The 23,264-nt window shown below is 44.3% G+C and carries 28 protein-coding genes; 22 read left to right on the top strand and 6 right to left on the bottom strand.

The features are described 5' to 3' along the window. Positions 1-49 precede the first annotated feature (49 nt). On the bottom strand, positions 50-286 hold the full coding sequence (locus ACK1LH_RS08055) for a glutaredoxin domain-containing protein (protein WP_411334931.1): 237 nt from the start codon (positions 284-286) through the stop codon (positions 50-52). 19 nt (positions 287-305) lie between these two features. Next, positions 306-1,268, bottom strand: a complete 963-nt coding sequence (locus ACK1LH_RS08060) for an MBL fold metallo-hydrolase (RefSeq protein ID WP_411334932.1) — start codon at positions 1,266-1,268, stop codon at positions 306-308. Positions 1,269-1,445: 177 nt separating this feature from the next. Between ACK1LH_RS08060 and ACK1LH_RS08065 the strand changes: the two genes are divergently transcribed. The 6 genes from ACK1LH_RS08065 to ACK1LH_RS08090 all read left to right on the top strand — a co-directional run bounded on the left by ACK1LH_RS08065 (position 1,446) and on the right by ACK1LH_RS08090 (position 5,163). Further along, on the top strand, positions 1,446-1,682 hold the full coding sequence (locus ACK1LH_RS08065) for a YkuJ family protein (protein WP_029281554.1): 237 nt from the start codon (positions 1,446-1,448) through the stop codon (positions 1,680-1,682). Between the two features lie 14 nt (positions 1,683-1,696). Continuing rightward, entirely contained in the window at positions 1,697-1,846 is a 150-nt protein-coding gene (locus ACK1LH_RS08070; RefSeq protein ID WP_087946297.1) for a hypothetical protein, read from the top strand. Between the two features lie 304 nt (positions 1,847-2,150). After that, on the top strand, positions 2,151-2,669 hold the full coding sequence (locus ACK1LH_RS08075; protein WP_029565503.1) for a ribonuclease H-like YkuK family protein: 519 nt from the start codon (positions 2,151-2,153) through the stop codon (positions 2,667-2,669). A gap of 73 nt (positions 2,670-2,742) precedes the next feature. Then, complete coding sequence (abbA, locus tag ACK1LH_RS08080; protein ID WP_029281550.1) at positions 2,743-2,937, top strand: antirepressor AbbA; 195 nt, start codon at positions 2,743-2,745, stop codon at positions 2,935-2,937. A gap of 197 nt (positions 2,938-3,134) precedes the next feature. Beyond that, a complete protein-coding gene (gene cbpB / locus ACK1LH_RS08085; protein ID WP_029565505.1) occupies positions 3,135-3,569 on the top strand; it encodes a cyclic-di-AMP-binding protein CbpB in 435 nt (144 codons plus the stop codon). A 121-nt stretch (positions 3,570-3,690) separates the two neighbouring features. After that, positions 3,691-5,163: an MDR family MFS transporter gene (locus ACK1LH_RS08090; RefSeq protein ID WP_029281546.1), complete on the top strand. Its 1,473-nt coding sequence runs from the start codon at positions 3,691-3,693 to the stop codon at positions 5,161-5,163. Positions 5,164-5,183: 20 nt separating this feature from the next. Here ACK1LH_RS08090 and ACK1LH_RS08095 read toward each other — a convergent pair whose 3' ends face one another. Together ACK1LH_RS08095 and ACK1LH_RS08100 are read right to left on the bottom strand one after the other, a co-directional pair. Further along, the gene (locus ACK1LH_RS08095) at positions 5,184-5,546 is read right to left on the bottom strand and encodes a VOC family protein (protein WP_411334933.1); all 363 of its coding nucleotides are present in this window, start codon (positions 5,544-5,546) and stop codon (positions 5,184-5,186) included. Between the two features lie 11 nt (positions 5,547-5,557). After that, entirely contained in the window at positions 5,558-6,289 is a 732-nt protein-coding gene (locus ACK1LH_RS08100; protein ID WP_411334934.1) for a sulfite exporter TauE/SafE family protein, read from the bottom strand. Positions 6,290-6,415: 126 nt separating this feature from the next. Here ACK1LH_RS08100 and ACK1LH_RS08105 point away from each other — a divergent pair, with 126 nt between their 5' ends. From ACK1LH_RS08105 to ACK1LH_RS08125, 5 genes are all read left to right on the top strand, one after another. After that, the gene (locus tag ACK1LH_RS08105) at positions 6,416-7,288 is read left to right on the top strand and encodes a LysR family transcriptional regulator (protein ID WP_282033426.1); all 873 of its coding nucleotides are present in this window, start codon (positions 6,416-6,418) and stop codon (positions 7,286-7,288) included. 130 nt (positions 7,289-7,418) lie between these two features. Further along, a complete protein-coding gene (locus tag ACK1LH_RS08110; RefSeq protein WP_411334935.1) occupies positions 7,419-7,886 on the top strand; it encodes a flavodoxin in 468 nt (155 codons plus the stop codon). Between the two features lie 81 nt (positions 7,887-7,967). Continuing rightward, positions 7,968-8,678 (top strand): 2,3,4,5-tetrahydropyridine-2,6-dicarboxylate N-acetyltransferase, encoded by a 711-nt coding sequence (dapD, locus tag ACK1LH_RS08115; RefSeq protein WP_029281540.1) that lies wholly within the window; start codon positions 7,968-7,970, stop codon positions 8,676-8,678. 79 nt (positions 8,679-8,757) lie between these two features. Beyond that, entirely contained in the window at positions 8,758-9,888 is a 1,131-nt protein-coding gene (locus ACK1LH_RS08120) for an N-acetyldiaminopimelate deacetylase (protein WP_029281539.1), read from the top strand. Between the two features lie 43 nt (positions 9,889-9,931). Then, a complete protein-coding gene (locus tag ACK1LH_RS08125; RefSeq protein WP_029281537.1) occupies positions 9,932-10,174 on the top strand; it encodes a YkuS family protein in 243 nt (80 codons plus the stop codon). Positions 10,175-10,218: 44 nt separating this feature from the next. On the opposite strand, the gene ACK1LH_RS08130 is transcribed toward ACK1LH_RS08125, so the two are convergent. Next, entirely contained in the window at positions 10,219-11,061 is an 843-nt protein-coding gene (locus tag ACK1LH_RS08130) for a mechanosensitive ion channel family protein (RefSeq protein WP_029281535.1), read from the bottom strand. Positions 11,062-11,392: 331 nt separating this feature from the next. Here ACK1LH_RS08130 and ACK1LH_RS08135 point away from each other — a divergent pair, with 331 nt between their 5' ends. From ACK1LH_RS08135 to ACK1LH_RS08150, 4 genes are all read left to right on the top strand, one after another. Then, positions 11,393-11,935: a peroxiredoxin gene (locus ACK1LH_RS08135; RefSeq protein ID WP_029281532.1), complete on the top strand. Its 543-nt coding sequence runs from the start codon at positions 11,393-11,395 to the stop codon at positions 11,933-11,935. 67 nt (positions 11,936-12,002) lie between these two features. Then, the gene (locus tag ACK1LH_RS08140) at positions 12,003-12,458 is read left to right on the top strand and encodes a TlpA family protein disulfide reductase (RefSeq protein ID WP_411334936.1); all 456 of its coding nucleotides are present in this window, start codon (positions 12,003-12,005) and stop codon (positions 12,456-12,458) included. A 458-nt stretch (positions 12,459-12,916) separates the two neighbouring features. Further along, complete coding sequence (gene cspD, locus ACK1LH_RS08145) at positions 12,917-13,117, top strand: cold-shock protein CspD (RefSeq protein ID WP_029281530.1); 201 nt, start codon at positions 12,917-12,919, stop codon at positions 13,115-13,117. Between the two features lie 249 nt (positions 13,118-13,366). Next, a complete protein-coding gene (locus ACK1LH_RS08150) occupies positions 13,367-13,984 on the top strand; it encodes an acetate uptake transporter (protein ID WP_029281529.1) in 618 nt (205 codons plus the stop codon). Between the two features lie 44 nt (positions 13,985-14,028). Here ACK1LH_RS08150 and ACK1LH_RS08155 read toward each other — a convergent pair whose 3' ends face one another. Continuing rightward, on the bottom strand, positions 14,029-14,319 hold the full coding sequence (locus ACK1LH_RS08155) for a DUF6509 family protein (protein WP_029281528.1): 291 nt from the start codon (positions 14,317-14,319) through the stop codon (positions 14,029-14,031). A gap of 254 nt (positions 14,320-14,573) precedes the next feature. Here ACK1LH_RS08155 and ACK1LH_RS08160 point away from each other — a divergent pair, with 254 nt between their 5' ends. The 7 genes from ACK1LH_RS08160 (at position 14,574) to ACK1LH_RS08190 (ending at position 23,202) form a co-directional block, all read left to right on the top strand. Beyond that, positions 14,574-15,464 carry a nitrilase-related carbon-nitrogen hydrolase gene (locus ACK1LH_RS08160; protein WP_029281527.1) on the top strand — a complete coding sequence of 297 codons (891 nt, stop codon included), beginning with the start codon at positions 14,574-14,576 and terminating at the stop codon, positions 15,462-15,464. Positions 15,465-15,483: 19 nt separating this feature from the next. Further along, on the top strand, positions 15,484-16,842 hold the full coding sequence (locus tag ACK1LH_RS08165; protein WP_411335080.1) for an NAD(P)-dependent oxidoreductase: 1,359 nt from the start codon (positions 15,484-15,486) through the stop codon (positions 16,840-16,842). A gap of 152 nt (positions 16,843-16,994) precedes the next feature. Beyond that, positions 16,995-18,275: an NAD-dependent dihydropyrimidine dehydrogenase subunit PreA gene (preA, locus tag ACK1LH_RS08170; RefSeq protein ID WP_029565509.1), complete on the top strand. Its 1,281-nt coding sequence runs from the start codon at positions 16,995-16,997 to the stop codon at positions 18,273-18,275. Between the two features lie 15 nt (positions 18,276-18,290). Further along, positions 18,291-19,709: a dihydropyrimidinase gene (gene hydA / locus ACK1LH_RS08175; RefSeq protein ID WP_029281523.1), complete on the top strand. Its 1,419-nt coding sequence runs from the start codon at positions 18,291-18,293 to the stop codon at positions 19,707-19,709. 50 nt (positions 19,710-19,759) lie between these two features. Continuing rightward, positions 19,760-21,235: an NCS1 family transporter gene (locus ACK1LH_RS08180; protein ID WP_234703366.1), complete on the top strand. Its 1,476-nt coding sequence runs from the start codon at positions 19,760-19,762 to the stop codon at positions 21,233-21,235. 13 nt (positions 21,236-21,248) lie between these two features. Next, on the top strand, positions 21,249-21,458 hold the full coding sequence (locus ACK1LH_RS08185; RefSeq protein ID WP_029281518.1) for a hypothetical protein: 210 nt from the start codon (positions 21,249-21,251) through the stop codon (positions 21,456-21,458). Positions 21,459-21,585: 127 nt separating this feature from the next. Continuing rightward, the gene (locus ACK1LH_RS08190) at positions 21,586-23,202 is read left to right on the top strand and encodes a PucR family transcriptional regulator (RefSeq protein WP_029281516.1); all 1,617 of its coding nucleotides are present in this window, start codon (positions 21,586-21,588) and stop codon (positions 23,200-23,202) included. Positions 23,203-23,264 lie beyond the last annotated feature (62 nt).

The raw sequence follows: 23,264 nt of genomic DNA on the forward strand, positions 1-23,264 counted from the left end.
ATAAAACTTTGGGACATCCTTTTTTTATGAAATTTAGCGCTGGTTACTATTAATCCAGTCCAAGCAGTTTCTCAAGCCTCTGCAGGTCGAATCCTGCAACTGTTTCTCCGTCTATCGTCACTGTTGGTGTGGAAAAAGATTTTAATTGTCCTGTCATTCTGTTTCTTGCTTCAGCATCCTCTGCTACATTGAAAACCTTGTATTGTATCCCGTGATGATCTAAATATTGCTTAACGATCTGACACGGCGGACAGTCGGGCTGTGTATAGACATGTACTTCTTTCATTCCTTTAGTGCTCCTTTTTTCAGCTCTTTATCTTTTTGGCATATGCATCAACAAGACCCATGGCACAAACGGACAGATCAAGATCGAGTATTCTGTATACGATATGTGTTCTTGGGATGCCTTTTAGATCAAGATACGCATAAATTTCTTTTTGAAGTTCCATTTTAACATGTTCTGCTGCTTTTTCTAAAGACTGAACCCCGGTTTGCCCGGCTACTGTTTCCGCTGCCCTGATAAAGACCGGCAGCCATTCCCTGAGTGCAGCCGTAGCGGCTTTTGGATTCCGGCTCACTCCGAAATGACTGAAATGGATCGCCTTTAAGTCCAAGCTGTCAAATAAATCAGCGGCTTTAAGCATCGCTTCAGGGTTGAACTGATTCGGGGAAGTGGACGGCAAATAAAATTCAAGCCCTTCAGAAAGCAGTTCCTGGTAGTAAATGCCGATTGTATCCCCTGTATACATACTCATGCTTTTATGGTCTAAAATGCTGAAATGATGATTGGCATGCCCTGGTGTATCATAAAAAGTGAGCTTTGAATCCGGTCCTATCCCAATGGATTCACCATCTGACATGACGATAATCCGGTCTTCAGGCACTGGTACGATCGGCGAAAAAAGACCATCAAACTGTTCGCCGTACACCGCTTTTGCACCGGCAATCAGTCTGCTGGGATCAATTAAATGCCTGGCCCCTTTTGGATGCACGACAACCTTTGCATTCGGGCAGCTTTCAAGAAGCAAACCCGCTCCGCCTGCATGGTCAAGGTGGACATGGGTAACAATAATATAGGAAATATTTTCAAGCCGGACGCCAAGGTCATTCAACCCATTTTTAATATGTGGAACAGAAGGACTTGATGAAGGCTCAAAGAGTGTGATATTCTCTTCAAGTAATACATAGGAACTTGTACGACCCGTCATCCCTAAATCATGACTGTCGATGATTGCTGAACGTTCATCCATTTTGGTTACAAGCGACACGTTTTTACCCCCTTGTGATCATTTTATTTCTCCCATCATACCCATTTTATGTCTGCCAGGACACGTTGTAAAGAATTTTCAGGCAGCTGTAAATCCGATGGATAGAATAAAGAAGGACGCACAAACTAGAGGCGAAGGCGGACCTCAAGTTGACTCACTCTGTTGGAGGTGATACTAATGTCACAGCTTTTAGGTATCATAACTAGACTTCAAAGTCTGCAGGAAAATGCCGTTTCGAATGAACCAAGCCAGCGCTTCTTTGAAGTTGAGGGTGAAAAACGCTGCAGTGTAAAATATTTTGATAAAACGGATACGTTCGAACTTGAAGTATTCCAAAAAGATGAAAAGCCCCAGTCTTATCAATTTGACAACATCGATATGATCGCAATTGAAATTTTTGATTTGCTCCAATAAACGGGAGGGAACCGATGAATACGAAACCAAGCGTCATTTGTCCGAATTGCCATGAGCAGCAGCCGCTAAGTGAAGTGCTGACCGCTCTGTCGAATCAGAATGTCAATTATTCGTGTTCCAGCTGCCATTATCATATGCGTAATATTCAAACGAAAAAAGGGTAAACAGCCAAATTCATTGGCTGTTTTTTTTTGCGTTCATTTTCTAGCTATAACCAACATTTGGTTAAATGAAAAAAGTTTTTATAAATTTGTGTGAAAATCCGAAACCTTCATTCAATTTCAATCGTTATATATAGTGAGTCGGGAAAAGGAGGAGGATCTGTCCAGCGGAAAACAGCGGACTGTTTAAAAAGAGTGCTTTGAGGAAAAAATATACTATAAAATTTGCGCCAATTTGCTCTATACTCTCTTCAGCCAAGCATATAATATCTTGGTTCTGTAATTTCCGCTGAAAAGGAGCTGTCATATGACTGACCATTTTGCCTTTTACAATGTCTCTGAAGGAAACATGTCATTTGAAGCTATGATCCATAAAATTAAATCCTTCCTGAAGAAAGACCCGAGAAGCACCTATCTTCTGTCAATCGGCACAGATTCACAGGTTCATCAGACAGAAACAAAGTTTATCACTGCTGTTCATGTTCACCGTCTTGGAAAAGGAGCGTGGGGCTGCCTGAAGAATACGGTCATTCCGCGGCCAATGACGAGCCTTCATGAGAAAATATCCATGGAAACGACTTTAAGCCAGGAGCTTGCCTATGCGTTTACTTCCGTTTATTTAGCAGAGCTTGCAGAAATTCTTATTCCTTATTCGGATGAAGGAGCAGATCTTACATTTGAAATTCATCTGGATATTGGGAGGAAGGGTGTGACAAAGGACCTTATTCAGGAGATGACCGGAAGAATCCAGGCTATGGGCCTGGAAGCAAAAATCAAGCCTGACTCCTATACTGCATTCAGCTATGCCAATCGGTTCACAAAATAATGAATCTGTCGGAATTTGCGGTTGACGCAGTGCTTTTTCATTGATTAATCTACCATTAAGGGGGCAATCTATTATGAATTCTGCAGCAGAAATTCTTTCACAGGACGACCAAAAATTTTTAGTTGAGCTTCTTCTTAAACAGCAATATGCTCTGGAACTTGTCAGCAGCGAGATTTATGAAATTGAAAACGGCACAAAACAGTCCGATCATGCAACCTATCAAAAACTGATCCGGCTTTATGACCGAATCCGATTTGAAGTGAAATGATTACATACACCTGGTACTCTTAGCAAGAGTATCTTTTTTTTGCTTTTCATGTTGGAAGATGCAAATAAGAGGATGGCAGAGGGAAGATGAGTCCGCATTTCTTTGCCTCTTTGTGGTAGAATAAAAAGGTGGTTTGAACATTATTAAAGCGGGGTAAATGGGTTCGGTGTGAACTTTTTTAGAGAGGGAGAACAAATGTGATCAGCATACATACAAAGAATGAATCAACGATAGAAGAATATATGATACCTTCAGATAAGGTTGCACATGTACAGATTGGGAATAACCTTGAGCATGCGCTGCTTGTTTTGACAAAAACAGGCTACACGGCGGTGCCGGTTCTTGATCCTTTCTTTAAACTGCATGGACTTCTTGGCACAAACATGATGATGGATGCTATCTTAGGCCTCCAGCGAATCGAATTTGAAAAGCTTGAACATATGAAGGTTGAAGAAGCAATGAATGCGGATATTCCAAGGCTGCATTTGAAAGATCCAATATCAAAAGGGCTGGATTTAGTCATTGATCACTCTTTTGTCTGCGTTGTCGATGATGACGGCATATTTGAGGGAATCTTGACAAGACGCGCCATTTTGAAAGAACTGCAAAAACAAATGACTGAAAACAGATAAATTCCGGGAGAGAAGGAGAGGTATATTTGCTCCTTCTTTTGCTTTTTTAAAGAAAAGGGAGACGATGAAGGTGGCACAGGCTATTCTTGAAAAAGAAGAAATCAAGCAGCAGTCTTCGAATATGAAGCGCCCATTTATCCTGGCTGCGGTTATGCTCGCAATGTTTATGGCTGCCATCGAGGCCACGATTGTATCTACAGCCATGCCTGCGATTGTAGGGGAGCTTGGAGGATTTTCATTATACAGCTGGGTTTTTTCATCCTATTTGCTGATGAATGCTGTTACCGTATTGATTTATGGAAAGTTATCCGATCTATTCGGCAGAAAGCCTGTTCTAATATTCGGCATTTCTGTTTTTCTCGCCGGTTCTGCAATGTGCGGGATGGTCAGCTCGATGGAGTGGCTGATTGCAGCACGTTTTATTCAGGGGTTTGGTGCTGGCGCTGTCATGCCGATTGCATCGACAATTGTCGGGGATATTTATACAAAAGAAGAACGGGCTAAAATTCAGGGATATTTATCAAGCGTATGGGGGATTTCAGCCATTATGGGACCGGCAATCGGCGGGCTGTTAGTCCAGTTTGTGAGCTGGAGATTCGTCTTTTGGGTCAATATTCCGCTTGGGCTTTTAGCGATTGCAGGGCTTGTTTTATATCTCCATGAAAATGTGGAGCGGAAAAAACATGAAATTGATTACAAAGGAGCCCTATTCTTATTTCTTTCCATAAGCACAGCGATGATTGTTCTTGTAGAAGGAGGCATCAGATGGCCATGGATGTCAAGTCCGGTGCTGCTTATCTCATCGGCAGCCATTCTTACTTTTGTCCTATTTATTCGACAGGAAAAACGAGCAAAAGAGCCTATGATGCCGTTTAGTATCTGGAAAGAAAAAAGCATTTTCATCGCAAATATGACCTCATTAACAACAGGTGTCATGCTGATTGGAATCTCTTCTTTTCTGCCGGCATTTGTACAGGCTGTGATGGGACAGACTCCGATTGTAGCGGGATTCACTCTTACCGCTATGTCCATTGGCTGGCCAATCGCATCAACTATATCAGGCCGGCTTCTTTTTAAAATTGGTTTTAGAACCACCTCGGTTATCGGGGGTGCAGCCCTGATTGCCGGAAGTGCTGTTTTCTTCACGCTGACGCCTGACGACGGCCCTTTGTGGGCGGCCTTCGGTTCCTTCCTGGTCGGTATAGGGATGGGAATGACCACGACCGCTTTCATTGTCTCCATTCAAAGTACAGTCAGCTGGGAGCAGCGGGGTTCGGCAACAGCGGCAAACATGTTTATGCGAACGCTGGGCAATACGATCGGCGCTGCTCTGCTTGGAGGCATTTTAAATACCCGGCTGCAGTCTTATTTCAGAGAAGAAGGAATTGGCGAAACAATCGATCTAGATTCCGTGAACAGGCTCCTCAGCCCTGAGGAAGCATCAAAGCTTTCTGCTGATGCTATGCAGGCTTTAAAAGAAGGGCTGACCTACTCCCTGCACAGTGTCTATATCATGGTGTTTGTATTTGCTGTTATCAGTTTCGCGCTTATATTGAGGCTTCCGAAAGAAAAGAAAGAGGCGCAGGAGAAATAACTCCCGCGCCTTTTTGCTGTTTAATTCAGCTCAAGCAGTTCAATCCGGTTTCCGAACGGATCGTAAAATGAAAATCTGTTTACACCCGGAACCCCAATTTCTTCTTTTATCTCTACAGAAAGCTTAGTCAGAAAATCCCTGGCACCTTCAAGATCTTCTACTTCAAAGGCCGGATGCCGCTTGCTTTTGGAGCCGTCCGTTTCCTCAAGGCCGATATGAAGTTCTATTTCTCCTGCCCGGCACCAGAAACCGCCATTTTTCAGAAGGGCAGGCGGCTTGGGTATCTCTTCAAATCCGAGCTCTTGAATGTAAAACTTACGGGCATGTTCTTCTTCAGCAGGAGAAACGCACAGCTGCAGATGATGGAGTCTTTTTATTTTCATTAGAAAACCTCCTATACGATAAGGTTATAGAATAACTGCAGAATGAGGAGAACAGTGATCAGGCGTATCAGCCAAGCCGCCTGTTTAAAACTGAGCTTTGCTGCAAAACGTACGGCAATCTGTGCTCCAAGTATGCTTCCTGCAGCAAGACTCAGCGCAATATTCCAGTTCATGATGCCTGAGAAGGCGTAGGCAGTGAATGCCCCGGTGCAGCTTAAGAAAGTTTGAAAACGTGTAAAGGCAACCGATTTAATATAGGTAAATCCGTTATGCAAAAAAGTGTACATAAGGAGAGTTCCCTGTCCGGGACCGAACATGCCGTCATACGCTCCAATTCCAAATACAAGCGGGTAAAGCCGTTTCTTCAGCCGGGGTTCAGCCATTTTCTGTTCCTGCGGTTTTTTCAAAAAATTGAGCCCTAAAGCGAAAAGGAGGAGAAAAAGAGCGATGACAGTCATCACTTCCCCGTTCAGCTGACTTGTGAAGTAAGCCCCGAGTATGCCTCCGCCAATCGTAAAAGGCGCAGTTGCCGCCATTTCTTTTACGTTCGCTTCCTTTTTTTTCACAAGGACAGCAAAGCTTGAAAATGAACTTAACGTATTTGCAAATTTGTTGGAGGAGATAATGGTGTGAATAGGCAGTCCGTACATGAGCATAAGGGGCATGTTAATCATCCCGCCGCTCCCTGCAAGTGTTCCGATGAAGGTTGCTGCAATACCGATGAAAAAAATCGGCCATTCCATAAAGCATCACATCTTCCTGACAAGTTAAAGCGCGCTCTTCAACCTTAGTATATTCTTCGAGTGACAATAATGAAATTATGAATAAATTAGCATATAATATAAGGAAAACTTATAGAGGAGGTATTTATGCAGCTAACTGAATTAAAAATGCTCGTCGTTCTATCTGAAGAAATGAATATGAGAAAAGCATCCGAACGGCTTTTTGTTTCCCAGCCTGCGCTGTCACAAAGGCTGCAATCCATCGAGAAGTCATGGGGCTTTCAAATTTTTATCCGTTCACAAAAAGGACTGACACTTACGCCTGCGGGAGAAAAGATTGTAGCATTCGCAAAAGAAGTGACGAAGAAAGAAGAAAAACTGCGTGAAGAAATTTCAGAGCTTGAAGGAGAAGTGCACGGAACGCTGAAAATCGCTGTGGCATCCATCATCGGACAGCACTGGCTGCCTAACATCCTAAAAAAATATGTCAGCAAATATCCTCATGCAAAGATTTCGCTTGTTACGGGGTGGAGCAGCGAAATTTTAAAAAGCATGTATGAAGATCACGTTCACATCGGCATCATAAGAGGAAATCCTGAGTGGAAAGGGGTCAAGAAGCACTTGCTGACAGACACCCTGTACTTAGTGGATTCAGAAATTCATAAGGTTGAGGATTTGATTGATACTGAGCGGCCCTTTATTCAGTTTAAAAGCGACTCATCCTATTATCAGGAGATTCAGGATTGGTGGCATAAACATTTTCAGAGCAGTCCAAAGCGCACGATTGTTGTCGACCAGATTGAAACGTGCAAACAAATGGCCTACAACGGAATCGGATATGCGATACTTCCGTCAGTCACGCTTGTGGACGACAATCGGGACATTCATAAAATCCCATTATTAAACGAGCACGGAGATCCAATAGTAAGGGATACATGGCTGCTTGGGTTTGAGTCATCGTTTAAATTGAAACAAGTGCAGGCATTTCTCGATATTCTGAACGAAGAAGGGATATCGTAAAAGTGACGATTTTTTTGCAAGCAGCTGATACAGCTGTTTTTTATTTTGCTGAACGATTGACAATGAGAATAGTTTTCAATTAAAGTAATAATGAAAATGAAAATCATTATCAATTAAAGAGGTGACACGAGTGAAAACGGCTCTTATTCTATATGCCAGCATGTCAGGAAATACAGAAGACATGGCAAGACTGATCGGTCAGCAGCTTAGTGAAAAAGGGATGGGTGTGATATTTGAGGAGCTGGATCTTTTCATGACAGATGAGCTGTTCAAATATGATGTGATTCTTGCTGGGTCTTACACGTGGGGAGACGGAGACCTTCCGTATGAGGCAGAAGATTTTTATGAAGAGCTTGGAGACTTAAATCTGAGAGGGAAGCTGGCAGCTTGTTTCGGTTCTGGAGATCATGCTTATCCTAAATTCTGCGCGGCAGCAGATCTGCTTCAAAGGCGATTTAAAGAAACAGGGGCAGAAGTTTTTGGAGATACATTAAAAATAGAAGGTTCTCCGGAATCAGACCTGGAACAGGAAGCCTGCAGAATGTTTGCAGATGCAGTTGCCGAATGGAGTGCTGCTGCCGGAAAATCAATCACATAAATGCAGCGCCAGGTTTCAGCTTGTCAACAAACCCGTCCTTTGATACAGTAATGAGGTATATAGTCTGAAGGAGGAATACATATGAAAATGATGGATGCGAATGAGATTATCTCGTTCATTCAAAATAGTACAAAATCGACACCTGTGAAAGTTTATGTGAAAGGTGATCTTGAAGGAATCGATTTTGGATCTTCTTCACAAACATTCATAAACGGCAACAGCGGTGTTGTTTTTGGCGAATGGGCTGAAATTCAAACGGTTCTTTCTCAAAATCAAGCGAAAATAGATGATTTTGTTGTGGAAAATGACCGCCGCAATTCAGCGATTCCGCTTCTTGACATGAAAAACATCAAAGCGCGAATTGAGCCAGGCGCAATTATCCGCGACCAAGTGGAAATCGGCGATAACGCTGTTATTATGATGGGAGCTTCCATCAACATCGGTTCAGTAATCGGCGAAGGCACGATGATTGATATGAACGTTGTTCTTGGCGGCCGTGCTACAGTAGGGAAAAACTGCCATATTGGAGCGGGATCTGTTCTTGCAGGCGTCATCGAACCGCCATCTGCAAAGCCGGTTGTCATCGAAGATGATGTTGTTATCGGAGCCAATGCCGTTGTATTAGAAGGTGTTACTGTAGGTAAAGGCGCTGTCGTTGCTGCAGGCGCAATCGTCATTGATGATGTTGAGCCTTATACAGTTGTAGCAGGTACGCCTGCCCGCAAAATTAAAGAAATCGATGAAAAAACAAAATCAAAAACTGAAATCAAACAAGAGCTTAGACAGCTTTAATACTTGAATGATTGACCGGCGTGGGTGTTTTAGCACCCACGCCTTCTCTATAGAATCAGGGGGGATACGATTGGATCAAATGCACCTATTGTCAAAAATCAGACAGGATCTGCACCGCATTCCTGAGCTTGGCTTCCAGGAGTTTAAAACTCAAGCCTACCTTTTGGAACATCTCGGGCATTTACCGGCAGAAAGACTCGAAATCAAAAAGTGGAAAACCGGTTTGTTTGTAAAAGTGAAAGGAACAGCTCCTTTGAAAACACTTGCTTACCGTGCAGATATTGACGGACTTCCCATCCGGGAGGAAACAGGCTATGAGTTCAAGTCCCATCATCCTGAGCTCATGCACGCTTGCGGCCATGATTTCCATATGACGATTGCGCTTGGAATCATTCAGTATTTCGTCAAGCACCCTGTAAGAGATGATCTGCTGTTTCTTTTTCAGCCTGCAGAGGAAGGTCCCGGAGGAGCTGAACCGATGCTAAGGAGCGAAATAATGAAGGAGTGGAAGCCTGATTTCATTACGGCTCTTCACATTGCCCCTGAATATCCTGTCGGGACAATCGCTACACGTCCCGGTCTTTTATTTGCGAATACATCGGAATTATTCATTGACTTAAAGGGGAAAGGCGGACATGCAGCCTATCCGCATACGGCTCAAGACATGATTGTAGCGGCTGCATCACTTGTCACCCAGCTTCAGACGGTTGTTTCAAGAAACGTTGATCCGCTTGACAGTGCGGTGATTACGTTCGGGAAGATAACAGGAGGCACCGTTCAGAACATTATTGCAGAGAACGCAAGGCTTGAAGGAACAATCCGGACACTGTCCGTAGAGTCGATGGATAAAGTGAAAGAACGGATTGAAGCCCTTGTGAGAGGGCTTGAGGTCGGCTATTCCTGCAGCGCGTCCATTGATTACGGTTCGATGTACCATCAGGTATACAACCATCATGAGCTGACGGAAGAATTCATGGAATTTGCAAAAGTGAACACAGATACTGAGGTTGTACTGTGCAGAGAGGCCATGACGGGCGAAGATTTTGGATATATGCTGGATGAGATTCCGGGATTTATGTTCTGGCTCGGAGTGGACTCCCCGTTTGGACTTCATCATTCAAAGCTTCAGCCTAAAGAGGAAGCAATAGGGGCGGCTGTTGACCTTATGTGCAGATATTTTCTCTACAAAGCGAACGGCTTATCAGAATAAAGGTCCCTCCTATGAGACACATTAGTCTTAGGAGGTGGATGAGATGCCAAAAATCGGTGTTGAACAATCATTATCAGACGTAACAGCTGCACTTCAGTCAAAGGGGTATGATGTTGTAGAACTCCGCAATGAAGAGGATGCAAAAGGCTGTGACTGCTGCATTATTACAGGCCAGGATTCCAACATTATGGGAATCAGCAATGCTGTAACAAGCGGTTCTGTTTTTACAGCAAGCGGTTATACAGCTGATGAAATCTGCCAGCAGGTAGAGAGCAGGCTTCAATAAAAAAGAAATGAGCTGCCGAAGCCGGCAGCTCATTTGCTGTTTTTTTACTGTTTCTTCTCAATATAAACCTGATGAGGAAACGGGATTTCAATTCCGTGTGCATCAAGTGTTTCTTTCACTTTTTTACGAAGATTGCGCTCTACGCCCCATTGCATCATATTCTCTGTCTTGGCGATAATCCGGATCACAACATCCGATGCGCCAAGGCTTTGAACACCGATCACACTTGGTCCTTCAATGATCGATGCATCCTCGGCGGCCATTTCATCACACGCCTTTTGAATAACCGATATAGCCTCATCGATATTATCATCGTATGAAATGCCGATATCAACGAGAGCACGCATGTTGCCTCTTGAATGATTGCTTAAGCTGATGATCTCTCTGTTCGGCACATAATTAAGCGTCCCGTCAAAGCTTCTGATCTGAGTGGTCCGAAGGCCAACCTGCTCAACGATTCCAGAATATCCTGCTGTTGTTACATAATCCTCCACATCAAGCTGTTTTTCAAGGAGCAGGAAGAAGCCTGTCACCACATCGCTGACAAGTCCCTGTGCGCCGAAACCGATGGCAAGTCCTACAACTCCAGCCCCTGCGAGAAGAGCAGTTGCATCGTATTCAAATACTTCAAACACCATCACGACAAAAATAAAGATCAGAATATATGAGAAGAGATTGAGTGTCAGACTCTGCAGCGTTCTGGATCTCCCAATTGAAATGGACTGACGCTCCTGAACCCTCTTAAACGTCTTTTCAACCACTCTTGTGCCAATAGCCCTTACAACCAAAAAAGCAATAAGTATGCCGATCAGCTTGAGTGTGATGACACCGGCTGCAGTCAAAATGCCAACCCAGTTTACTCTGCTGATTAAATCAAAAAATTCCATGAACCAACATCCTTCCTGTACTAATAAAGTAAGACTAATTATTTGGTTACCCCAAGGACATCATGTTAAACTTGATTTTGTAGAATTTAATCAGAAATTGCTGAGATTTGGTGATTGTTTTCAATCTGAAAAGGGAATACCAATACATGTGCTCCTATTTAGGCACAGAGCCTTTTTAAATTAATTATTATTTAACATTGACTAAAAATAGTCGTTGCACTATAATGGTCAATGTGAAATAAACAAGACAACAATTGAGAAAATCGATTTGTGATTCTCAATTAAGCTGATATCGATACCAGATATCAATTACATATTGGAGGGATACATCATGGCAGAACGCATGGTAGGTAAACAAGCACCGCGCTTTGAAATGGATGCGGTAATGGCTGACAAGGAATTTGGAAAAGTAAGCCTTGAAGAAAATATGAAAAACGACAAATGGACAGTGCTGTTCTTTTATCCAATGGACTTCACGTTCGTTTGCCCGACTGAAATTACATCAATGTCAGACCGTTATGATGAGTTTGAAGATCTTGATGCTGAAGTAATCGGCGTTTCTACTGATACAATTCACACTCATCTTGCATGGATCAACACAGACCGCAAAGAAAACGGCCTTGGCGATCTTAAATTCCCGCTTGCAGCGGATACAAACCATATGGTTTCACGCGAATACGGCGTCCTTATTGAAGAAGAAGGCGTAGCTCTTCGCGGACTATTCATCATCAATCCTGACGGCGAACTTCAATACGCTGTTGTTAACCACAACAACATCGGCCGTGACGTAGATGAAACACTTCGTGTGCTTCAGGCTCTTCAAACTGGCGGACTTTGCCCGGCTAACTGGAAACCTGGACAAGCTACACTTTAATAAACGGTTGATGAGAGGTCTAACTATTTGTTAGGCCTTTTTTAAACAAGCAATGGAGGGAAACACAATGAAATTACGTGCACAAATGCCGGAATTAAGCGGCGCGACTGAATGGCTGAACGGCCAGCAGACGAAAGAAGATTTAATTGGAGAAAAACCTACACTGATTCACTTCTGGTCAGTAAGCTGCCACCTCTGCAAAGAAGCAATGCCTCAGGTAAATGAATTCAGAGACCAGTATAAAGACAAACTGAATGTAGTGGCTGTTCACATGCCAAGATCAGAAGACGACCTGAACCTTGAGGACATCAAGAAAGTTGCGGCTGAGCATGATATTTCACAGCCAATCTTTGTTGACAGTGAACATAAGCTTACAGATGCATTCGAAAATCAGTATGTTCCTGCTTATTATGTATTTGACAAAACAGGAGCTCTCCGTCACTTCCAGGCAGGCGGAAGCGGCATGAAAATGCTTGAGAAACGTGTAAACCGCGTGCTTGCCGAAACAGAAAACGCAGAATAAAAAAAGTGCTCCGTTCTGCGGAGCGCTTTCTTTTTTCGACATTATTAACCATTTATTTGATTTTCTAGACCTTTCCATGTATAATGAAAAAGTTAGTTCATTATGAAATACCCTTCTACCATATTAATAATGAGTCAATCAGTCCTTATATGGACAAATGCTTCAAATTCAAATCCTTTGATTTTTGTTAGCTCAATTCAAGCTGGCGCGGTCATCGGAGCCGCAAGGACGAGAGAGAGGTAGGGCTTTCGTTGCTTTGTGTTCACAGATAATAAATGAATAACCAATAGATTTGTCAAACTATCAAAATCTTTTCATGATTTTATATGGCATTTAGCATTCACATGTTATAAAGACTATCTATTCCTCTAATTGATACTCTTTATAATATGTGAATATTTTATTTACCATGTTGTAAATAGTAGGGCATATTAAAAAATTTTTGGAGGTTTTCTCTCATGACGACTGGAAAAGTAAAATGGTTCAATTCAGAAAAAGGCTTTGGATTTATCGAAGTTGAAGGCGGAAACGACGTATTCGTTCACTTCAGCGCGATCACAGGCGAAGGGTACAAAACATTAGAAGAAGGCCAAGAAGTTGAATTCAACATCGTTGAAGGCAACCGCGGACCTCAAGCTGAGAATGTTGTAAAATTATAATGAACGAAAAAGCCGCTCAGGTCTGAGCGGCTTTTTTTATGCGCTTTTTTCCTGGATTTGCAGCAAAAAAAACCAGGAATTCCAGGTTTAGAACTGATGGCTGGACCTTTCGCAGTTTCGTGCGATGCATGAAGGGTCATAAATATCTTGGAAACGGTTACCTTTATCAGCTCATGAAAAATCCATTGACACGAGTATCTGCATCCTGTATCGTGGTCGAGTATGTGTTAAAAATTTAGGAGGCTCACCATGAATCAACAAAATGTACAGCAAGTAAAAATCACTACTGCAGATCCTTCAGCAATCGGGCTTTTTGGACTCGCTATGGTAACACTAGTGGCTTCGTCACAAAAACTAGGATTAACTGACGGGCTTTCTCTTATATTGCCTTGGGCTATATTCCTCGGAGGTTTTGCCCAGCTTTTTGCAAGTATTCACGACGCAAAGCATAACAACACATTTGGAACAACTGCTTTTGGCGCTTTTGGCCTTTTCTGGCTTGGAGTCGGCGCAACTTGGCTGATTCAAATGGGAGTGTTCGGCGAGAAGCTTGCAGCAGCTGCCGATCCGAAACAGCTTGGCTTTGCCTTTATCGGCTATCTGATCTTCAGTCTGTTCATGACAGTCGGTGCGATGGAAACACATAAGGTATTGTTTTTGATTTTTGTTTTTATCGATTTTTTATTTATCGGACTTTCATTAAGTGCTTTTGATATCATGCATGAGGCAACCCACATGCTTGCTGCTGTATCTGAAATGATCATTGCCCTGCTGTCGTTCTACGGTTCTGCTGCAGCGGTGCTGAATACTCATTTCGGAAAAACAGTGCTGCCTGTTGGAAAACCTTTTGGGATTTTCAAAAAATAAGCAAAAGAAAAACGAGCAGGGTGCTTACCCTGCTCGTTTTTTTTCTATTCTTCTCTGTAATGCTTCTGGCAAAATGCTTTAACCATCATTTCTTCTTCTTCTTCAAGCTCAAAATCAAGGACGGCATTTGTTTCCTGCTCCATCAGATGATAAACAGAAACGGTTCCTTCACCGGTGTCGTTAACAGCAAAAATCACCTTCATGAGAAGACCTTTTTCAGTATAAAGCTCATCCTCTTCATCTACCTCAAGGTCAAGAATAAATTCATACCGGTCTCCGGTGAGAATGCCAAATGGATCCTGCAGTTTTTCAACCGTATAGGCTGCAATGTTCATTATGTATCATTCCAATCTTTCAGGGTATACTCCCTACCTATCCTACCTAAAAAGTGTCCATAAAACAACTTTATAGAAAAGAGTGTCAGATTTACTGACAGCACTCTGCTCATTTTTTACATTCTGCAAGACAAATCTCCTTAACCATTTAACAATTTGTACAGTGTAAACCCAATTTGTTAAAAGTAAAATAGAGACAGGTATTATTTTTTTAATATTTAGACTATTTATTTGACGCAGAGGAGGTTTTTTATATGCCGGATAAGGTGGTCATCGGTTTAATTCAGGCAAGCAACGATACAGACGGAAATGAGGCTGTGGATATCCATAAAGAACGGGCGATTGAAAAGCACGTGAAGCTTGTGAGGGAAGCAAGCAGCAGGGGTGCGCAGATTGTCTGTCTTCAGGAGATATTCTACGGCCCTTATTTCTGCACGGAACAGAATACGAAATGGTACGATGCAGCAGAGGAAATTCCAAACGGGCCGACCACAAAACGGTTTCAGGAGCTTGCCCGGGAGCTTGGAACGGTGATCGTGCTGCCGATCTATGAAAGGGAAGGAATAGCAACTTATTATAATACAGCTGCTGTCATTGACGCGGATGGAACGTATTTAGGGAAATACCGCAAACATCATATCCCTCATGTCGGAGTCGGAAAAGACGGCGGCGGTTTTTGGGAGAAGTTCTACTTTAAGCCAGGCAATCTAGGCTACCCTGTTTTTGATACAGCGTTTGCGAAGATCGGTGTCTATATTTGCTATGACAGGCACTTTCCTGAGGGAGCAAGGCTTCTCGGGCTGAACGGTGCGGAAATTGTTTTTAATCCTTCAGCAACAGTTGCAGGCCTGTCTGAATACCTTTGGAAGCTTGAACAGCCTGCACATGCTGTCGCAAATGGCTATTATATTGGCGCCATCAACAGGGTGGGATATGAGGGGCCTTGGAATATGGGTGAATTTTACGGACAATCCTATCTCGCCGATCCAAGGGGCAGATTTGTTGCGGAAGGAAGCCGTGACAGAGATGAAGTGGTCATTGGAGAGATGGATAAAAAAGTGATCCGCGAAGTCCGGGATACCTGGCAATTTTACCGTGACAGACGCCCTGAAACGTATCAGGAAATGACGGCCCTGCTGCCTTAAAAAGGAGGTAATGAGCTTGATGAGAGAGATTACGGCCCATGAACTTGAACAAAATTTCATGGAAGTAGAACCGCCCCTGTCTGCCAGGGAAGCACTTGAGGAAGCAAACCGGTGCTTGTACTGCTATGATGCACCGTGCATTAAAGCCTGTCCGACCGGCATCGAGATTCCTTCTTTTATTAAGAAAATCGCTTCAGGAAATTTGAAAGGATCAGCTAAAACCATTATGTCGGCAAATCCCGTCGGCGCAAGCTGCTCCCGTGTTTGTCCGACTGAGGAACTTTGCGAGGGAGCCTGTGTGCTGAATTCTTCCACGAAACCGATTATGATCGGCAACCTTCAGCGCTATGCAACCGACTGGGCGATTCATAATGAGCAGGTCCTGTTTAAAGCAGGGGAGAAGAACGGAAAAAACGTTGCCGTTGTAGGCGGCGGTCCTGCAGGTCTCTCGGCTGCAAGAGAACTTGCCCTGCTTGGATATGAAGTCACCATTTTTGAAGCGGAAAGTCAGGCAGGCGGCTTAAACACATACGGCATTGTTTCATTCAGGCTGCCGCAGGCCATTTCGTTTTGGGAAGTCGATCAGGTGAAGAGCCTAGATGTGAAGATCAGAACGAATACCAAAGTTGGAAGAGACATTTTGCCTTCAGAGCTGCTTGAGGAGTATGATGCCGTGATTCTTGCCGCAGGCATGGCTGCTGTGCCAAAGCTTGGCATAGAAGGCGAGGATGCAGATGGTGTCTATGATGCGATTGAATTTGTCAAAGAAACAAAAACGGAAAAAACGCTTAAGCTTGCGGGGAAAAAAGCGGTCGTAATTGGTGCAGGGAATACGGCAATCGATGCTGCAACCTGCTCAGTCCGCCTTGGTGCAGAGGATGTGAGCATTCTTTACAGACGAACAAGAGCTGAAATGACAGCCTACGAGTTTGAGTATGAATTTGCCAAACAGGATGGCGTCGTCTTCAGATGGCTGACGGCACCAAAGCGGATTATTAAAAATGAAGAAAATAAAGTGACTGGCCTTGAATGCATCAAAATGGAGCTTGTTTCAGCAAGAGAAGGAGAACGTCCGCGTCCGGTGCCTGTTGAAGGATCTGAATTCATCATTGAAACAGATGCAGTAATCCGGGCAATCGGCCAATCAAGATATGTATCTCTCATAGAGAGTTTTGGGCTTGACCATGCAGACGGAGTCGTAAAGCTCTCATCAGGGACTTATCAGACCTCGAATGATAAAGTGTTTGCCTGCGGTGACGTAATCTTCGGAAAGGGCCAGGGCGAAGCCATGGTCGTCTCTGCAGCCCAGCAGGGGAAACTGACAGCTTATCAGATTCACAAAAAACTAATATCAGAGGCGCTCAACCCTGCTTTGTGATTTCAATTTGTCATTAGGAACTGCCCACCGCCTAGCTCCTCGGCCAGAACGGCTCAGCCATAAAAAGCAAACCCGGCTTTTTCTGGCTGATCCTTTTCTGTCCTTCGGAGCTGATCGAGGCGGTTCCACTTTTCTATAAAGGAGGATTCACTATGGCTGATTTAAAGATTGATCTTGCCGGGATACGGTCTCCGAATCCGTTCTGGCTTGCTTCAGCCCCGCCGACAAACTCGGGCTACCAGGTTCAGAGGGCATTTGAAGCAGGCTGGGGGGGAGCTGTCTGGAAAACACTCGGTGATCCGATCCTGAATGTTTCTTCACGGTTTGCAGCAGTCAGTTTTAATGGACAGCGCGTTGCAGGCTTTAACAATATTGAGCTTATTACAGACCGGCCGCTTGAAGTGAACCTTAAGGAAATTTATGAAACGAAAAAAAGGTTTCCGAATCATGCCATTATCGCTTCCTTAATGGTTGAGCCAAAACAGGAAAAGTGGCATGAAATTGTTAAGCGTGTTGAAGATGTCGGAGTTGACGGGCTTGAACTGAATTTCGGCTGTCCTCACGGTATGGCAGAGCGAGGAATGGGCGCGGCCTCAGGTCAAGTGCCTGACCTTGTCGAAAGGCAGACATACTGGGCGAAAGAAGCTGCGAAAACGCCTGTTATCGTGAAGCTGACACCAAATATTACCGATATCACCGTGACCGCAGAAGCTGCAGTGGCAGGCGGAGCTGATGCGATCTCGATGATCAATACGATCAACAGCCTTGCAGGAGTAGACATCGATACATGGAATACGATTCCGCATGTAGCAGGAAAAGGGGCTCACGGCGGATATTGCGGTCCTGCTGTTAAGCCGATTGCGCTGAACATGGTCGCTGAATGTGCGAGGAATCCCCGCATCAATGTTCCGATATCAGGAATAGGAGGGATTTCAAACTGGAAGGACACCGTTGAATTCATGCTGATGGGAGCAACCGGCGTGCAGGTATGCACAGCTGCCATGCATCACGGCTTCCGTATAGTTGAAGACATGATTGAAGGTCTTTCAAACTACTTGGATGAAAAGGGTCTTGCGTCCGTTATGGACCTTGTCGGGAAATCGGTTGAAAGGTATTCAGATTGGGGCGAGCTTGATCTGAATTATAAAATTGCTGCAAGAATTAATGAAGACGTCTGCATTAACTGCAATAAATGCCATATTGCTTGCGAAGACACGTCCCATCAGTGCATTGATATGCTGATGACGTCTGACGGAAAACCATACTTAAAAGTAAGGGAAGAAGATTGCGTCGGCTGCAATCTCTGTTCTATCGTCTGTCCTGTTGACGGGGCTATCGACATGGTTGAACTTGCAAATGAGCTGCCGCCAATGACGTGGAACGAGCGTCAGTCAGCGATTGCTTCTCTTGGAACGTCCAATGCTGTGAAATAGGAAAGGGGGATACACATGAAAAAACTCATTAAAAACGGAACGATTGTGACGGCTTCTGATACCTTTCAGGGAGATATTCTCATTATCGGAGAACAGATTGCTGCCATTGGCCTCAATCTGACAGAAAACGGTGCAGAAATCATTGATGCAAACGGATGCTACATTTTCCCGGGAGGAATTGACCCTCATACACACCTTGATATGCCGTTTGGAGGAACCGTTACAAAAGATGATTTTGAAACAGGGACAACCGCAGCAGCCTTTGGAGGCACAACGACCATCATCGATTTCTGCCTGACGGAAAAAGGAAAGCCATTAAAGGATGCCATAAAGACATGGCATAAGAAATCCAAAGACAAAGCCGTCATTGATTACAGCTTCCACTTAATGATTTCAGAAATCAATGATCAGGTCCTTGATGAATTGCCTTCTGTAATTGAAGAAGAAGGAATTTCCTCCTTTAAAGTCTTTATGGCCTACAAAAATGTTTTTCAGGCAGATGATGAAACCCTTTTCCGGACACTGCTGACCGCAAAAGAGCTAGGCGGTCTTGTCATGGTTCACGCAGAAAACGGGGACGTGATTGATTATTTAACAAAAAAGGCACTCCAAGAGGGCAAAACAGATCCGGTTTATCATGCTCTTACACGTCCGCCTGAAGTAGAAGGCGAAGCAACAGGAAGAGCAGCACAGCTCACAGGTCTTGCGGGATCGCAGCTGTATGTCGTTCATGTTTCCTGTGCAGAGGCTGTAGAAAAAATAGCCGAAGCAAGAAGCAGAGGTTTTGATGTCTGGGGAGAAACATGCCCGCAGTATCTTGTGCTTGATCAGTCTTATTTAGAAAAGCCTGAGTTCGAAGGGGCAAAGTACGTCTGGTCACCGCCGCTGCGCGAGAAAAAGCACCAGGATGTTTTGTGGAACGCCATGAAGACAGGCGTGCTGCAGACACTTGGCTCTGATCAGTGCTCGTTTGATTTTAATGGCCAAAAGGATCTTGGCAAGGGCGATTTCACGAAAATTCCTAACGGCGGGCCGATTATTGAGGACCGTTTCAGCATTCTCTATTCTGAAGGGGTAAGTAAAGGCAGGATCAGTTTAAATCAGTTCGTTGATTTAACGAGCACAAAGGCTGCGAAGCTGTTCGGCCTGTATCCGAAAAAAGGAACCATTGCAGTTGGATCTGATGCTGATCTTGTCCTGTTTGACCCGTCAGCAGAGAGAACGATTTCTGCTTCAACCCACCACATGGCTGTGGACTATAATGCGTTTGAAGGCATGGAGGTGAAAGGAGTGCCCGTTTCTGTTCTTTCAAAAGGGGAATTTGTCGTGCGCGACAGACAGTTTGCAGGAAAAGCAGGGACCGGGCAATATATAAAACGGGCCAAATACGGGGAACAGCTTGGAACAGCCGGCTCTTCAAAAGTCTCAATATAAGAGTAAGGCTTTGAAAATTTAAATGTTTCATGCGGAAGGGGACATGTATTGTGGCGAAAGGTTATTTGAAATCTCCGGATTTGCTGCCGATTCCTCATCATAAGAAAAACATCGGTTCACTTGGTTTTGGCCTGATTTGGGTAGGGATGGCTGTTGTTCTTGCTGCATTTGCCATAGGGGGTTCCGGGGTTCAGTCTCTTCCGCTTGGATGGGTCGTGGCCGCCACCATAGTTGGATCCGTTGCCCTTGGGTTTATTATGACGCTTACGGGCGACATTGGTGTTGAACACGGTTTAAGTTTTCCAGTATATATGAGAGCGCCGTTTGGTACGGTTGGAACACACATTCCGTCTGTTGTGAGGGGATTTGTTGCTTCCTGCTGGTTTGGAGTCAATACGTTTTTCGGAGCAAGCGCGATGAATGCGATTCTTGCAACTTTATTTGGATTTGATAATTGGATGGTCTGCTTCTTCATCTTTGCCATTTTGCAAGTTGTCAACACGGCTCTTGGCATGAAAGCGATCGAGCGCTTTGCAGATCTCGCGGCACCCGTTATTATTCTTATTTCCGGATGGATGTATTTTACGCTGTCAGATCAGGCTCTTGCGCAGGGAAGAAGCGTCTGGTCGTGGGTAGAGAGTCCGGCAGCCGGAGGGGCAGCTGTCACCGCTTTTATGGTTGTCATCATGGCGAACATGGGGTTTTGGGGAACGCTTGCGGCAGATATGCCCTCCCTTTCCAGGTTTGTAAAGGCGCCTAAAATGGAGCGTAATTGGTTTAAGCGAAACAGGAGCCAAATCGCAGGAAATCTGATCGCCTATCCAATTGTTCAAACGTTTATGGTCGTCATTGGTGCTGTGTCCTATATCGCTGTGACGAACTATGATCCTGTTGTTGCCCTGCAGCAGTCTGCAACAGGCATCATTCTCGGCATATTGCTCATTATGATCGTCCTGGCCCAGTGGTCGACAAATACGTCCGCTAACCTCATACCGGCCGCGACCATTTTTTCAAATGTCGGCGGTCCGAAAGTTCCTTTTTGGGCAGGGGTTGCGGTTGCGGGCATAATCGGAATTGTCGTGCAGCCGTGGAGTCTGTTTGGGGTCATTATTGAAATTCTGCTCGTTGTCGGAGGCATTCTTTCTGCCATCTGCGGCATTTTAATTTCAGACTACTATCTTCTCAGAAAGCGGAGAGTGAATGTAAAAGATCTTTACGAAGCTGAAGGGCAGTACAAATACTATAAAGGCATCAATGCAGCGGGCTATATTGCCTGGATTGCCGGGGGAGCAGCTGCAGTAATCTTTAAAGACTACTCTTTTATCATAGGTTTTGCAGCCGGAGGGGCAAGCTACTATCTTCTTGCAAAATACTGGTGGTTTAAAAAATATGCACAGGCTGAGATCAATGACCCGGATGATTCCAAGTATCTTGGCATAACTGCGGGTAACGACTGGATCATTGACCTTGAAGAGGAATATGAACCGAACATCGCAATCACAGCTGCTCCAACAGAACATATTTAATAGGAGGAGAAGGATGTCAGATTATCAGGAGTATCTTGCTGAACGGGACAAAATGGATTACTATCTCGGAAAAGGGTGGAAGATTTCTTCCGTTACGGAAAACCTGAGCGGAGCATTCCTTGTCTTCAAAGATCAGGATGATACTGAGGCGGAGATGCATGTGAAAACGGCTGACGGTCGAAAATACTTTTCGGCCATGCTGATTGCACAAGCTAAAAATTGACATGGTTCGACGCGGATAGGGCAGATTTTGTCCTATCTTTTTTGTGAGAAAAGCTGACAAACGTATAGTGTTCACCCTGTGCCTCTTTTATAATGAAAGGAAGCGACATCAAAAAAGGGGTGTGCGGATGAAATCATACATAACGATTGACGAGATTTTAAATCGAAAGCATTTTTCCCGGACTGAAGTCATCGCAGGAGTAAATGGCCTGCGGCGGCAGCTGAAATGGGTGCATATTGTCGAATCGATACAAATCAGCAATCTTTTAAATGGTCATGAACTGATTCTGACTACCGGTCTTGGTTTCAAGGATCATCCCGGACAACTTGTTTCTTTTCTTCAGCAATTAATCGACAGGCAGGCTGCCGGACTGTGCATTGAGCTCGGCACCCATATCCACACCATACCTGAAGAGGTGATTGCACTTGCAGATTCCCGCCATTTTCCCATCATTCTGTTTCATCACGAAGTGCCTTTTGTTGAAATTACACAAGATGTGCATTCCCTCATCATCAATAAACAATATCAACTGTTATCTGAACTTGAAACCTATTCTCAGCAGCTGAACAAGATGCTTCTTGAAATTGAAGATTACAAGCAAATCCTCAAATTTATGCAGTCCTATCTGGAAGTACAGGTGGCGGCTGTTCTCGGAGGGAATAAAACCGATTTTTTCCCGGAACCTGACAGCAGCGAAAAGGAAGCATTGCTCTTTTCATTAAGAAGTGAGGAAAAGAAAGCAGGGGCGGCCAGCCAGCCCGTCCAAATACTCGGCGAAACGTATGCAGAATTGCATATATGGACCGAGTGCAGAGAACTGAACGAATTTGATCTTCTCGTATTAGACCGAACGGCAAATGCATTTGCCCAGCATTTGCTCAGGGATCTCTATGTAAAAGAGAAAAAAATGGCAGAAGAAAGTGAGTGGCTGACCAACTGGCTTGAGGGGGAATATACCGATGAAGTGATCAAAGAGCAGCTTGCTTTTCAAGATCCCATGCTGAGGCTTAACGGAGGCGCGGTGTGCATCTGCAAATTATCCCCTGATGCAGCAGGCCAGACACAAAATGCAGACAGCACGTATTTTAAGTTATTATTCAGAACCGTTTTTGAACAATTCGGCTTTCACCTGTTTACCGTGGAAGTGCGCCATCACCTGATTTTCATTGCAGGAAACAAACGGAACAGGCAGGACTGGAAAGACCGCATGAGCGGTGCGATTTCAAGAATATATTCAGGAAGCGGAACAGAGAGGCAGAGAGCCTCCTCCCTCACAATCGGTGTGGGAAAATTTGCGGACAGACTGGGGAATATTCCATACAGCTATCAGACGGCCAAAGAAACACTGGCCCTTCAGGACTCTCTCTCAGCAGAAGGGAAAAGCTGCTTTTATCAGGATCTTCATATGTACAGAATGATGTCTCTTTTAAAAAAACACGGTGACCTAGAAGAGACAATCAATGAATACCTCGGTCCCGTTCTTGAATACGACCGCAAGTACAACGGTGATATGCTGATTACGCTGAAAACCTATCTTGCCTGCAGCGGGTCGAAGCAGGAAACCTCCAAAAAGCTCTTTATAGTCAGGCAGACCCTGTACCACCGAATTGAAAAACTTGAGCTTCTTCTTGGGGAGAACTTCATGAATTCAGACAAGCGCCTCGCCCTGGAGTTTATGCTGATGGCCTATGATTTTGTCCGAAATACAGAAGGCACCATCCCGCTGCAGCATAAAATTGAATAGTAGATTAGGAGCACTTCTATACGGAGGTGCTCTTTTTGCTGTGAGGGAGGGGAGTTTCTTAC

Source organism: Metabacillus indicus, assembly GCF_046603695.1.
Taxonomy (GTDB): domain Bacteria; phylum Bacillota; class Bacilli; order Bacillales; family Bacillaceae; genus Bacillus_P; species Bacillus_P indicus.